The organism is Paenibacillus caui, from assembly GCF_019904135.1.
Lineage (GTDB): Bacteria > Bacillota > Bacilli > Paenibacillales > Paenibacillaceae > Fontibacillus > Fontibacillus caui.
This window is the reverse complement of sequence record NZ_JAIOGQ010000043.1, coordinates 1-13295: the sequence shown is the minus strand read 5'-3', so window position 1 is coordinate 13295 and position 13295 is coordinate 1. Positions and strand designations below refer to the sequence as shown.

Here is a 13295-nt window from a genome sequence, read left to right as displayed (position 1 = left end):
AGCTTTATGAATAGAAGTTTACCGATCTATTATGAACTGAATGTGAATTACCCCGAAGAATTAAGGGGAACTTCCCATTCAAGGGCTTCGCCCTTCTGGATGTAAAGCGAGCGAATTGACACTTGTCGTCCCATCAAAGCTCCAGTTGAAAAAGATAATGCTCGCCAGAAAAAGTATAGTAAAACAGTTAGATTGTTATTAGGATGAAAATTTTTTCGGTAAGCCGAGAATTCAATGAATAACCTAAAATAGAGGAGCCTTAAAATTGGCACCTCTTTTCTGGTATTGTTAAGCGTTAAATTTTTTCTTATAGGCAATAATTCCGATTATTGTCAATACCGCAAAAATTGCTGCGGCAGCAATATAGTAGTATGCGCCGGATTGAGATGACTCGAATGATAACAATTGGGTTCCGGCAGAATCGGGCGGAAGTTGTTTGTTGTCCTGATACTGCTTAATGATTTTGTTTCCAAGTGAATTCATATCTACTTGCTGTGTATTAACACTATTATTATTGTTAAGCGAAATCGGGATGAATTCTTCATTGCGCATCCGTCCCAATAAGCCGAACCTTGGATCATTGATCAGTTTAGCGTCTTGTGCTGTCAACGATTCGGTTTGAGTAATGACGTTAACCAAATCAGTACCCGTCGATATTTTGAAGACCTTCCACTTACCATTTTCCTTGATAACATCTACATTTCCTATTGAGACTCCATTTTCTTCAAGGGGAAATAAATATCCGCCTAGCTCAAAAATATCGTTACCCGAATGTTTTTGCCCCACATCAGAAGAAGATCGAAGAAACGAAGAGGAGACGATATAATAAGGTTGGCCTTCACCTAGTTTGACATCATCAATGTTGTTTATGTCAAATTCCTCTTTAGCCTGTTTCAGAGATCCGGTTCTATAGGAACTAAAATCGTCATATATTTGCTTTTTAATTTCATTAGGAGATTCTCCGGTTGCTGATACCGGATAAAGAACCAGTAGTGAAAATACAACCAGCATTATGAAACTGATACATTTTTTCAACATTATTGTATCCTCCTTTTCTTAAATTGCTTTTCGAATATATTCAAGAGAATGTGTCCATGTAAACTGGGAGTTGCTCACGAAACTGCTATAACTCATAATATTGTATGTCGGTTCATCAGTTAATGAATCGATGTAATAAACATCCTGCTTTCCAATTGATGTATCTTCATAGTATCCTCTGATCACATGCATGTGCCCACCACCACTACTCCAACCAATACGAGCAACAACAGGTTCATTATCATTAATAAAGCCGCTTAGAGTCCCAAAAGGGACTACTTCATAATAATCTGCTGAACTGACTCCCCAGTGAGCGATCCCTTGTCTTACCTCAAATAATGTTGCCGTTTCATTAACAACATCTCCTTTAACCCAATCAACAAACTGTGACTGGGTGGGAGCGTCACCGTAGTAATCTATCGTCATTACCCCAGAGGCTGCCCAACACCAATTTGTTTCTTCTTGTTTTTGTGTTGGTATGCTAAGTGTCTTATAGCCAACGTAACCAAATGCAGATGATGCAAAGATCATTGAAGCAATCGATAGTCCAAATAAACTTTTTTTGATTTTACCTGTAAGCCCCATAACAAACCTCCTATAATATGTATTTTTTACAACATAATCATACCTCAAAAAAGGAAATAATGGTATAAAATGTTTTAAAAAAATAAGCTTGAACTGGATGTTAAATTTCACTTGCATGATGTTAAATTTCACTTGCATAAAGAAGTAACGGAGCAGTCCTCTTTTCAATCTTAAGCAGGGAATTGACAAGGACACCAAAGTCCCTTTATTAATCCTAAAAATTATGTTATTGTAACAGCAAAACATAATATCCTTGTTTAAATGCTCTACTAGGGGAGTCCAATGGCTTGGACTGAGAGAAGAATGTATAAATTCTTTGACCCTTCGAACCTGATCTGGATCATACCAGCGTAGGGAAGTAGGATGAAGGCGTCTTCGTTATTTTTGGTGCGCCGCTACTTTTACGACGATAAACCCGGGTTCTGTGTATGCAGAACCTTTTTCTATTGTCTTTCATCTACGGGTTTGCCCGGTAACGGCAGCTTGGGATGAACTATGCTGTAGCTCCTAAGATCACAATCCATTTTAGGGAGGAAGTTACATGCAAAAGCAAACCGAAGTGAACATTGAGCTCAAATCCCAGTTTGCGGGGAGCCGAAAAATTTATGCCGAGGGTTCCAGACCCGATCTAAGGGTCCCGATGAGAGAAATCGAGCTCAGCCGAACCGTAACTTCGTTTGGGGAGGAAGCAAATGCTCCTGTCCGTGTTTACGATACGAGCGGCCCGTACACAGACCAAGACTGCCAAATCGATATTAGAAAAGGACTGCCGGCATTACGCAAACAATGGATTTTGGAACGCAATGATGTTGAGGAGTATAAAGGAAGAGAAGTAAAACCTGAAGATAACGGATTGCTTAAAGGAGCTGCAGGTGCAAATCTGGAATGGTTTCCACATATCAATCCAACCCCTTTACGCGCCAAAACAGGGTGCAATGTCACACAAATGCATTATGCGAAAAAAGGCATCGTTACGCCCGAAATGGAGTTCATCGCGATTCGTGAAAATATGGATCCGGAGTTTGTTCGTGAAGAGGTGGCAAGGGGAAGAGCCATTATCCCTTCCAATATCAACCATCCGGAAAGCGAACCTATGATTATTGGACGTCATTTTCATGTCAAAATCAATGCGAATATCGGCAATTCAGCTGTCACTTCTTCGATTGAGCAAGAGGTTGAAAAGATGACCTGGGCTACCCGGTGGGGAGCCGACACGATAATGGATCTATCGACAGGGAAGAATATCCATAATACAAGAGAATGGATTATTCGAAATTCCCCCGTACCTGTGGGGACAGTGCCGATCTATCAGGCGCTTGAAAAAGTAAACGGCATCGCTGAAGATTTAACCTGGGAAGTTTACCGTGATACCTTGATTGAACAGGCCGAACAAGGGGTAGATTATTTTACCATACATGCAGGGGTCTTACTCCGTTATATTCCATTAACGGCTACACGCACGACGGGTATTGTATCTCGCGGCGGCTCTATTTTGGCGCAGTGGTGCCTGGCTCACCATCAAGAAAATTTCTTGTATACCCATTTTGAAGAAATATGCACCATTCTAAATCAATACGACATTGCGGTTTCCCTTGGAGACGGATTGCGTCCTGGTTCAGTAGCCGATGCCAATGATGAGGCACAATTTGCCGAGCTCGAAACGTTAGGAGAATTAACTGCAATCGCGTGGAAGCATGATGTGCAGGTGATGATCGAAGGACCGGGGCATGTGCCGATGCATATGATTAAAGAAAATGTCGATAAGCAGATGGAGATTTGTAAAGAAGCGCCATTTTATACGCTCGGACCATTAACCACGGACATTGCCCCGGGATACGACCATATTACATCCGCCATTGGCGCGGCCATGATCGGTTGGTTCGGAACGGCCATGCTGTGCTATGTTACGCCAAAAGAGCATTTGGGCTTGCCCAATAAAGATGATGTTCGTGAGGGAGTAATTGCCTATAAAATAGCAGCACATGCTGCCGATTTGGCGAAGGGTCACCCCGGCGCTCAAATTCGAGACAATGCTTTATCGAAAGCCCGTTTCGAATTCCGCTGGAATGACCAATTTAATTTATCGCTCGATCCGGAACGCGCTAGAGAGTATCATGATGAAACGCTTCCTGCAGAAGGAGCCAAAACAGCCCACTTTTGTTCCATGTGCGGACCTAAGTTCTGCTCCATGAGAATTTCACATGATATCCGGGGAATGGCGAAAGACAAAGCAGTAAGCGAAGAAGAAGTTTCCATGGAAGAAGGAATGAAGCAAAAAGCAGAGGAATTTGTTAAAAGCGGATCTAATATTTATCGTTAAAATAGGATAGCTCACGAGGAGGATGCAGCAGCATGAACAAAACCGACCGGATGTTAGCCATCGTGCTTGAACTGCAGCGCAAAAAGGTGATACGGGCTGAGGATTTGGCGGCTGCATTCGAGACGAGTGTGCGAACCATCTATCGCGATATTCAGGCTCTTAGCGAAGCGGGGGTACCGGTGGTAGGCGCTCCCGGATTGGGATATTCCTTAATGGAGGGGTATTTCCTGCCGCCGGTCAGCTTTACAGCGGAAGAAGCGGTGACACTGCTTATTGGAACGGATTTTATTGAGCAGAGATTCGATACCGACTACAGCAACAAGGCTCAAACTTCCCGCAGGAAAATTGAAGCCATCCTGCCGGAGCGGGTTCGCAGTGAAGCTGCCCGGGTACGCAAGAGTATCCGGCTGCTTACTTCGGGTGAAAATGGAACACGCAGACAAGAGAAAGAGTACATCGAAACGATCCGCCAGGCGATCCTGGAGGAACGGAAGGTAAAATTCGGTTATTCGAAAAGACTGCCTGAAGAAGGCGGGAACCGTCAAAGTGTTCGTGCTGCTGCGCCTTACGGACTTGTATTTGCCTACGGTTCCTGGGTCATGATTGCGCACTGTGACCTTAGGCAAGATATTCGTCATTTCCGGTTGTCCCGGATGACCGGGCTTACTCTGCTGGAAGAGCGATTCATGGTACCGGCCGATTTTCATTTGCACGATTACAAGCCCCCGGATGATCGCAACACACGTGTGCGCATTCAGGTGAATCCCGACATTGCGGATAAAGTCAAGGAATCGAACAATTATTACATGGAAGCGATAGAGGAGCATCCGGATGGTTTGCATGTGATCTTTCGCGTTCGTCAGCCCGAGGAATTGCTGCATTGGGTGCTTGGCTGGGGAGCGGATGTCACTGTGCTGGAGCCGGAATCGCTGCGAAATCGGGTTCGTGACGAAGCTGAAAAAATGTTGAAACGCTACTGACACACCGTTGTCAGTAGCGTTTTTGTATATTCAGAATATGCAAAGTGAACTTGTGCAATTAAGGAACTTTAGCATGAAAAGGAGCTGTTTACCGGATATGAACACAGTTGAAGCATTGCAGCGGTTTGAAGAAACCGCGAATTACTACATTCGAGAATTGGATAACTTCAGCATGGAGCAGCTGCATCGTCAGCCAAGTAAGGACGAGTGGTCGCTTGGACAAATGTATCTGCATTTGATTAACGCGGCCCTTTATATGCAGATGCGTAATATTGACCAGTGCATGATGCAAAGCGAGGATGGTACTGCCTCTTCAGCGGTAAAAACAAAGGAGGGCGAAGCGATTTTTGAACAAGGAGGATTCCCGCCCATTCGGATTCAAGTCCCGCCTTCCCCGCAATATACACCGCAGCAGCCGGAAAGTAAAGAGCAGCTGACTCAAGGATTGAACGCCGTGATCCGCCGTATGAAGGAAATCGAGCCGACGCTTGAACAGGCACCCAAGCATACTACGGTCTCCCATCCGCGTTTCGGTGCCCTTAATGCGAAAGAATGGTTTTTGCTCATTGAAATGCACTACCGCCATCATCTTCGGCAGATGGACCGTTTGCGAGAAGGTTTGGAAAGCAGCGTATAAGAGCGTATGAATAGGAAGAAGGAAGGGACCTACACCATGCCGGCAGATGTAACAAGCGAGCAAAGCCGCTACTGGATAGGCGTTGTATCCGCATCCCATGTGGAGCGGGGGGTGCTGGGCGGATTCGCCCAGCTCTGCCACGGGAAGTCAGCGCCTTTGCGGCGGATGAACCCCGGCGATTGGCTGATCTACTACTCCCCACGAACAGATTTGTCGAAAGGGGAGCCGCTCCAGGAATTCACTGCCATTGGGCAGGTCGTGGATGACAGAGTCTACGAATTTCCAATGTCCGAATCCTTCGTGCCATTTCGCCGGAACATCCGCTATTTTCCGTGTCAGGAAGTGAAGATTGCCGATCTATTGGACCAGCTTAGCTTCACACGCGGGAAGCGGAATTGGGGATATCGCTTCCGTTTTGGTCATTTCGAGATCGGACCGGAAGATTTTCAGATGATTGCTGGCGCGATGCTGGGCGATGCGGGAGACATCCCGCAGCCTCCTCAGCTTCCCTAATCGCAAGGGATTATTTAGGCTTCAGGCTTCAGCTCGAAAATTTTTGCCGAGCGGGTTGCCAAGACCAAAATAATGACGGAAATTATAGATAAGCGGACTCCATTTCGTTGGGTCGATATGATTTTCTTCCAGGATCATCTCCTTATGGGCATGTACAAGTACAGCTTGGGTCTCAACAATGGCAAAGTCTGGGGAATGCTCGGGAATTCGAATGTTTTTTACGCTGGATTCGATTTGTAAGGGGCATTCCAGAATCCTCGCAGGTTTTACGATATTAGACTCGGCAGGGGTCAATCCACTAATCGCATACTTATCTTTTTCATACGTATATCCCATCTCCTTCTTATAATCGGGAACGGGATTCTTCCCTGTGTAAGGGGCTAGTTGTTCAACACTCTCCCATAGGGAAGGGTCAGGAATGTTTATTACACACTCCGGATGCCGCTGTAAATTGTCCATCGCTTTCCCGCCTAGACCAATGCCGAGTACAATACAATCTCCTAACGCCCACGATGATGAGATGGGGCTGATATTTGTTGTTCCGTCTTCATTCAGTGTATTTAACAAAAGGACAGGTGTTCCGTAATATAGAACTTTAGGTTTAATCACTTCTGTGTTTGGAATCTGCTTTGTTTCGTTCATATTCATTCTCCTCCAATATCGTTCCAGTGTCCTCCCCAATTGTATAATAGGAACATTTCAATTATCATCGAAGTATGGATTACATATAAAAAGAGAGGGAGAACTATGAACACCATTTCTAATGCGGCCATGATTGCTTCGCTTGTGAGCGAGCCTTCCCGTTCAGCCATATTAACCGTTTTGTTAGATGGAAGGTTTCATGCTGCAGGTGAGCTGGCCTATAGGGTAGGAATCCAACCCCAAACGGCAAGCTTCCATTTAGCCAAAATGGTCGCTGCTCATGTAGTTACCGTTGAAAAACAAGGGAGACATCGGTACTATGGGATTCGTAATCAAGATGTCGCCCAGGTGATGGAAACCTTATTATCGGTAGCTCCACCCACTCAAATTAAGTCATTGAAACAAGCTTCAGAAGATAAAGCTTTGCGCTTTGCGAGAACGTGTTATGACCATCTTGCGGGGAGCCTGGGAGTCAAATTAACCCATTGTTTAGTTAGAGAAGGCATTCTGAGCGAAGAAAAGGCAAGCTTTCATGTTACCGAAAAGGGTCAGGAATTTTTCGAAAGCTTTCAAATTGACCTGAAAAAAGTGGAGAAAAAGCGCCGTTTGTTTTCAAACAAATGTCTGGATTGGAGTGAAAGAACCCATCACCTTGCCGGAGCATTAGGAAATGCTCTTCTGGAAAAGCTGCTCGAGCTAAATTGGATTGAACGTCTACCTAAAACAAGAGCAATAAAAATAACTGCTGAGGGTCAAAGAGGTTTTAAAGAAATATTTTCATTGGATATGGAGGACCTGCAACAAACAGACGATTGAAACTTTTAAGGGGGTTTCTATGGCTTGCGAAACCATTCTGATCATAGATGATGACAAGGATATTGTTGATTTTATTAAGGCGTATCTGAGTAACGACGGATACAAGGTTCTAACCGCCTGCGATGGAACCCAAGGAAATGAAATATTGGATGCCAATGAAGTGGACCTGATGATTCTGGACATCATGATGCCGGGCATCGATGGGATCGAGGTTTGCAGAAGAATCAGACAACAGCATGTTGTTCCAATCATCCTATTAAGCGCCAAATCAACCGAAATGGACAAGCTGATTGGTCTTAGCACAGGTGCTGATGATTATATCGTAAAGCCGTTTAGTCCGTTGGAACTGACAGCCCGGGTAAAGGCCCAAATCAGAAGATACAAATATTTAAACAACCAGAGTACTTCATCTGAACCCGATACGATAAACATTCAAGGCCTGACTATTGATGAACAAGCGAGAAAGGTAGCCTTATACGGCAAGCCCATCGAACTTACAAAAACCGAATACGACATCTTATTGCTGCTGGCTAAACATCCGAATCGGGTATTTACCTCAGAGGAGATATTCGAAAGCGTATGGAAGGAGAAGTATTTCCAAAGCAACAACACCGTGATGGTACATATTTCGAGGCTGAGGGAGAAGATCGAGGAGAATCCGAGGAAAGCTGAAATCATCAAAAACGTATGGGGAGTAGGGTATAAAATTGAACGTTAAATGGTTCAGAGCGATCAGATTCAAGTTTTTAGTCATGTTCATTTCAAGTATCTTTTTGGCCATGATGATGATTGCCATCTTTCAAACAGTTCTGATTAGGCAGTTCATTCCCTCGATTGAGGCTGAGTATCTGGAACAACAATATTCCTTGATTTACATGGGCTTCTTTTTAATCCTGACCACGATCCTCTTTTATCGTTTTTCGAAAAAAACGCTAGTCCGGTTAGAGAAAATTAATAAAAGCGTGAATATGCTGCAAGAAGGGCAGCTGGACATCCATATTCCCGTGACGGGGGACGATGAGATTGGGAAACTGGCGGGCAACATCAACAAGATGGTGTCCCGCCTGAAAGCTGCGATTGAGAAGGAACAAAAGTCGGAACAGATGAAGAATGAAATGATCTCGAGCATTTCGCACGATCTCCGAACGCCGCTTACTTCATTAATCGGTTACATCGAACTGATTAAAACGAATATCGGAAGCAATATCGAGGCATGCCACCATTATGCGGAGACTTCATATCGAAAATGCAACGAGCTAAAAAAACTGATAGAGGACCTGTTAGAGTACTGTCATATTCAATTCAAAGGCATGAAAATGAATAAAGAGGCCGTAAGTCTTAAACCATTAATTGAGCAAGTGATGATCGATTTCGTGCCTCTGCTGGAAGAGGCGGGAATGAGCTTCGAAATAGAGACAGAGGAGAGAACGATCGAAATTTTTGCCGACATCTCCTTAATGGTACGCCTGCTGCAGAATATAGTTAGCAACAGCATTAGCTATGGCAGACACGGGAAGAAAATAACCATTAAACTCTTAACCGAAAACACGAAGGTCGTCATTCAAGTAGTGAATTATGGGAAAGAAATTTCACCGGACCATTTACCCCATATTTTTGACAGATACTATAGGGCAGAGGAGTCCGGCAGGAGCCATACAGCAGGACAAGGAATGGGAATGGGGCTGGCGATAGCCAAAAGCATTGCCGAAGCCCACGATGGAATCATTGAAGTAAAGAGCAGTGAAATTCAAACCGCTTTTTCAATCGTACTGAACCTTCACGGGCAAATCTTAAGAAAGTTGTAAGTAAGTGTTGCTTAAGTTGAAAGACCTCTCCCTTACGCTTTGATTAAGCGAATGGAGGGGATTGATTTGTTGAAGACGATTAAGGTGAAGGTGAATCGGATCGTCAATATTTGTGTAGCGGTTATTTTGCTAATCTGTTGGGGGTCTGTTCTTTTAGCAGGAGGGTCCCTCGGAGCAGCCAGTTGGTGGTTCATTTGGGCATTTAGCGCCGTGGGCGTCCTGATCTTTGTCATAACATGGATACGGATTATAAGAAGGGCAGTAGGCCGTAAACCGATTAGGGATTTGTGGCTGCCACTGTTTCTCTCTGTGATTGCTGCATGGCCCAGTCTTTGGTTGTTTGGGGTGGGGACGATGACCTATCCTGCCGATATCAATCATGTAAAGCCCGCGGTTTCGGTTCGACTTCCTTTTAATCAACCTATTACTGTCGGGTGGGGAGGAGATCGCTTGAAAATAAACTACCATGCCCAATACCCCAATGAGCGATGGGCCTACGATTTGTTGGCTGAGCCTTACGGGATGGGGAGTAAAAAATTAGAGGATTACGAGATCTATGGCATGGAAGTGGCAGCCCCCGCGTCCGGAACCGTAATTTCCGCTTATGATGATGAACCGGATCACGAGCCTGGGAATGAAGAATATCAGACCATGCCTGGAAACCATGTTTATATCCGTTTGGAAGAGACCGGGACATACCTCGTGCTGGCGCATTTGAAACAAGGATCTGTCCGGGTTAAAGAAGGCCAGTCTATTAAAGAAGGAACGCCGATTGCTCTAGTTGGGAACTCAGGAAGCTCAAGCGAACCCCATCTTCATATTCACCACCAGCGGCAGGATCCAACAAAGACCAGTATGTTTCTGTCAGAAGGATTACCACTATACTTCCGCGATACAGATGCTCCTCCAATGCCGGAACGGGGGATGGTTGTTTCGCCGAAATAACGTGACCTACGGTCGCTGTTGTAAGAGGGCACCTTTGAGTGCCCTCTTTCGTGTCTGTTTCCAGTCTACCGGCTTATTGGTCCTCTAAAGCATTGTTTAGTGTTGTTTTTTTCTACTGATATCACTTTGTTACTCTCGACTTCAGTTATTTTCCATCCCTCATCTTTAAGTTTTTCTTGATATGAAACATTAAAGTTTTCAAAGGTTTGAGGAATTTCATAGTTCTTTAAGTCTTCAGTCGATTTTTTATCAACTTCGGTAGCACTGCTTGGGATAGGTAAATCATTTAACTCCTGAATGTTCTTATATTCAGTGCTATTATCTAATGTATTTGAACAGGCAGTAAGAACTATTATAAAGAGTAAACCAATTAAACGCATAAAGCACCTCAGTCATTTGGGCTCATTTTGGCAGCACTCATTTTCCAAGCATAAACATTATAGCCAGAGGAGTACCAGTTGGCAAGAGCACTATCTTTCCTATCTGTTGTATGCTGAGTTAGGTAATGGGGGTTATTAGTGATTGCCCCGATGACATACCGTTTCAAAGCCAATCCTAGCGTAGAATTCAGGAACGCCGCCAAAGCAATATGTGGCTCCGAATTTTTGTGTACGCTTCATTGATTCGGTTACGGCAATAGTTGCAAGCTCCATTCTGCGGTACCGCGGATCCGTTACAAGCGGCTCGAGATAAGCAAAATCATTAACCCCGTCCATCCACATTCCTGCAAAACAGGCGTATTCTCCGTTTGGGGGCTTAATAATGGTGGTGAGGTCTTTTCGGAAATGGGGTGCGCTTTGCATAAGCATTCTGCAGTCCAAATCTTCATCAGGTTCATCCCCATGGTCAAAACCTCGCCATAACACATCGTGAATTTTGCGAAAATCATTTTCTTCCTCTAAGGTTATGATTGAAAATCCCTCTGGCAATACTCGTTCTTGAAATCCATTTTCATATTTGAAAATCGTAACGGGTGCGCTCCAATCTTGGTTATATCCTTTTTGCAAGAGTACTTCCTTTAGCTGATCTTCACCTGAAACCGTGAAACGAAATATCGAAAAAGTTAGAAAAGTAGCCTCCGGTGAGTAAACTGAAGAATAAGAAAGAAATTCCTTCACTTTTTACGTTCACCTTGGAGGTGCCGGATGAATCCAGTCCGTTTTCATTTGGATCAGTCCGTAGAATGGCTAACCGCTCATTCCGGTTTGGCGCTTGTTGGCCTGCTCCTTTCCCATACTCGAATCGCTAAGCGACTCATCCGTTATTCGCTGCCGGGTGCACAGCACCCGACCGTCACTCATCCTGATGTACTCTATGCCTACTTGGGACTGTTATGCCAGGGTAAAAGTGATTTTGACCAGATCGAGCCGTTTCGGAAGGATCGTTTTTTTGCGAAATCCCTGGGTCTAAAACACGTTCCATCCTCTCCGACTCTGCGGCAGCGCCTGGACCTGGCGGCGGCCCACAGCTACGATTGGCAAACGATTTTACTGGAAGAATCTGCGGATTTATTGCGTGCGCTGAACGCACCCCTGACTCCGGTTCAAGCCACACTGCCGGAAGGGAAGACGATGTCTTGGCTCCCTCTGGATTTGGATGTTTCGCCCTTTGACAATAGCAATACCCGCAAAGAGGGCGTGTCCCTCACGTACAAAAAGGTAGACGGCTATGCTCCTTTCTTCGCCTATCTTGGCCAGGAAGGGTACGGTGTGAACGTCAATCTGCGTGAAGGCAGCACCCATGTGCAAAAGGAAGCCGCTGCGTTTTTATCTCACAGTCTGGATTTACACCCGCCGGATCACCGATGCGCCGCTGCTCGTCCGGATGGACGCCGGCAACGATGCCTTGGAGAATTTAAACATATGCCTCATCGAAAATGTCGATTTTATTGTCAAACGCAACCTCCGCCGGGAATCGCCGGAAGAATGGCTGATGATCGCCAAACGGGATGGTCTGTGCTGTGAAGAACGGGAAGGGAAACGGGTTTACCTCGGTGCCATGACCTGGAGCGACAAGAAGCTGGAACGACCGATTCGTGCGGTGTACCAAGTGATTGAGCGAACGATAGAAGCCGACGGTCAACTTCTGCTGACCCCTCGAATCGAGGTACAGGTGTTTTTCACCACACTAACCTGTTCACCGTGGCAGGTCATTTGTCTCTACCGTGACCATGCGACGAGCGAACAGTTTCACAGCTGTCAGAAGAAAATAAAGTTCTAGACTGAGAAAATAAAGTATTAGACTAACGATAGTTATCTTAACTTTGCAACCGCTACCGGCGCAATGCCAAACCGCAAACGGAGATCCTCGTGCCGGCGCATTCCCCCGAATGGGTATATGACCGTAACCGGCTCTGGAACGAAGTCGAGAAAGCGGAGAAGCGAAAATATGCACAGCTCTGCCGCGAGATTAACGTCGCTGCCGAAGGAATTATCTCCGGATCTACAGACGAAGATGCTGGAGCTGGGGGGCAGAAAAAAATTAGAAATAGGTGGGTGTACGTTGGAATTTTCAGAAAGTATTGGTATTCAATGAAATTATCCAATTTTGGAGGGGATTGGGTTTATTTGCAGAATATTAACGTTAGAAAGGATTGATTACAATGAGTAGAAACAGTGTTTTATCCATCATGTTCCATGTAGTATTAAGCGTTATTGGCTTTAGATTATCAATTCTCGGAGCATCTGTTACCGAAATCTATTTGATTATAATGATCATGACTTTATCTTATATCCTTTTAGGTTATCTTTTTTTAAAGCCTCAATTGAATATCAGCGATGACATTCTATCAGTTTCATTTGTCTCGATTATTCTGATAATAATGTGCGTTGTGTCTAGTCTTATATCACTTCAGCCTACACAAGATATAGTATGGATGATTTATTTATTGAGCATTTTGCAGTAATATAAGCCCTTGAGCCACAAGGATTTTCAGGCATAAAAAAGGGACTTCACCCCAATTTGGCGAAGTTTTTCGGTGACCAAACCAAAAACCCCAGAATGGAGGAAGTCAC

Annotated in this window: 14 protein-coding genes, 2 pseudogenes and 1 riboswitch; of the genes and pseudogenes, 11 read left to right on the top strand and 5 right to left on the bottom strand. The window is 44.7% G+C overall.

Features of this window, described 5'->3' with window-relative positions; genetic code table 11:
* Positions 1 to 288: 288 nt before the first annotated feature.
* The gene (locus tag K7397_RS19450; RefSeq protein WP_223070183.1) at positions 289 to 1038 is read right to left on the bottom strand and encodes a hypothetical protein; all 750 of its coding nucleotides are present in this window, start codon (positions 1036 to 1038) and stop codon (positions 289 to 291) included.
* An 18-nt stretch (positions 1039 to 1056) separates the two neighbouring features.
* On the bottom strand, positions 1057 to 1623 hold the full coding sequence (locus tag K7397_RS19445; RefSeq protein ID WP_223070180.1) for a C39 family peptidase: 567 nt from the start codon (positions 1621 to 1623) through the stop codon (positions 1057 to 1059).
* 261 nt (positions 1624 to 1884) lie between these two features.
* Positions 1885 to 1997: riboswitch (TPP riboswitch) on the top strand.
* A gap of 167 nt (positions 1998 to 2164) precedes the next feature.
* Here K7397_RS19445 and thiC point away from each other — a divergent pair.
* The 4 genes from thiC (at position 2165) to K7397_RS19425 (ending at position 6073) form a co-directional block, all read left to right on the top strand.
* Positions 2165 to 3943, top strand: a complete 1779-nt coding sequence (gene thiC, locus K7397_RS19440) for a phosphomethylpyrimidine synthase ThiC (RefSeq protein WP_223070177.1) — start codon at positions 2165 to 2167, stop codon at positions 3941 to 3943.
* Between the two features lie 32 nt (positions 3944 to 3975).
* The gene (locus K7397_RS19435) at positions 3976 to 4923 is read left to right on the top strand and encodes a helix-turn-helix transcriptional regulator (protein WP_223070175.1); all 948 of its coding nucleotides are present in this window, start codon (positions 3976 to 3978) and stop codon (positions 4921 to 4923) included.
* Between the two features lie 97 nt (positions 4924 to 5020).
* Positions 5021 to 5560, top strand: coding sequence for a DinB family protein (locus K7397_RS19430; RefSeq protein ID WP_223070173.1), 540 nt, complete (start codon positions 5021 to 5023; stop codon positions 5558 to 5560).
* 36 nt (positions 5561 to 5596) lie between these two features.
* Positions 5597 to 6073 carry an EVE domain-containing protein gene (locus tag K7397_RS19425; protein ID WP_223070171.1) on the top strand — a complete coding sequence of 159 codons (477 nt, stop codon included), beginning with the start codon at positions 5597 to 5599 and terminating at the stop codon, positions 6071 to 6073.
* A 21-nt stretch (positions 6074 to 6094) separates the two neighbouring features.
* On the opposite strand, the gene K7397_RS19420 is transcribed toward K7397_RS19425, so the two are convergent.
* Complete coding sequence (locus K7397_RS19420; RefSeq protein WP_223070169.1) at positions 6095 to 6715, bottom strand: flavin reductase family protein; 621 nt, start codon at positions 6713 to 6715, stop codon at positions 6095 to 6097.
* A 105-nt stretch (positions 6716 to 6820) separates the two neighbouring features.
* On the opposite strand from K7397_RS19420, the gene K7397_RS19415 reads away from it, so the two are divergent.
* From K7397_RS19415 to K7397_RS19400, 4 genes are all read left to right on the top strand, one after another.
* Positions 6821 to 7531, top strand: a complete 711-nt coding sequence (locus K7397_RS19415; protein ID WP_223070167.1) for an ArsR/SmtB family transcription factor — start codon at positions 6821 to 6823, stop codon at positions 7529 to 7531.
* A gap of 19 nt (positions 7532 to 7550) precedes the next feature.
* Positions 7551 to 8249, top strand: a complete 699-nt coding sequence (locus tag K7397_RS19410) for a response regulator transcription factor (protein ID WP_223070165.1) — start codon at positions 7551 to 7553, stop codon at positions 8247 to 8249.
* Positions 8239 to 9336 (top strand): sensor histidine kinase, encoded by a 1098-nt coding sequence (locus tag K7397_RS19405; RefSeq protein WP_237691067.1) that lies wholly within the window; start codon positions 8239 to 8241, stop codon positions 9334 to 9336. Before K7397_RS19410 ends, K7397_RS19405 begins: the two co-directional genes overlap by 11 nt.
* 69 nt (positions 9337 to 9405) lie before the next feature.
* Positions 9406 to 10281, top strand: coding sequence for a M23 family metallopeptidase (locus K7397_RS19400; protein ID WP_237691066.1), 876 nt, complete (start codon positions 9406 to 9408; stop codon positions 10279 to 10281).
* Between the two features lie 65 nt (positions 10282 to 10346).
* Here the strand turns inward: K7397_RS19400 and K7397_RS19395 are convergent, their stop codons facing one another.
* Both K7397_RS19395 and K7397_RS19390 read right to left on the bottom strand, forming a co-directional pair.
* The gene (locus K7397_RS19395; protein ID WP_223070161.1) at positions 10347 to 10661 is read right to left on the bottom strand and encodes a hypothetical protein; all 315 of its coding nucleotides are present in this window, start codon (positions 10659 to 10661) and stop codon (positions 10347 to 10349) included.
* 135 nt (positions 10662 to 10796) lie between these two features.
* Positions 10797 to 11399: a GNAT family N-acetyltransferase gene (locus tag K7397_RS19390; RefSeq protein ID WP_223070160.1), complete on the bottom strand. Its 603-nt coding sequence runs from the start codon at positions 11397 to 11399 to the stop codon at positions 10797 to 10799.
* Between the two features lie 27 nt (positions 11400 to 11426).
* Here K7397_RS19390 and K7397_RS19385 point away from each other — a divergent pair.
* From K7397_RS19385 to K7397_RS19375, 3 genes and pseudogenes are all read left to right on the top strand, one after another.
* Positions 11427 to 11993: pseudogene (locus tag K7397_RS19385) on the top strand (transposase family protein); the annotation flags it as partial.
* A 28-nt stretch (positions 11994 to 12021) separates the two neighbouring features.
* The gene (locus tag K7397_RS21670; protein ID WP_237691072.1) at positions 12022 to 12501 is read left to right on the top strand and encodes a hypothetical protein; all 480 of its coding nucleotides are present in this window, start codon (positions 12022 to 12024) and stop codon (positions 12499 to 12501) included.
* A gap of 80 nt (positions 12502 to 12581) precedes the next feature.
* Positions 12582 to 12878: pseudogene (locus tag K7397_RS19375) on the top strand (MobA/MobL family protein); the annotation flags it as partial.
* Between the last annotated feature and the right edge of the window lie 417 nt (positions 12879 to 13295).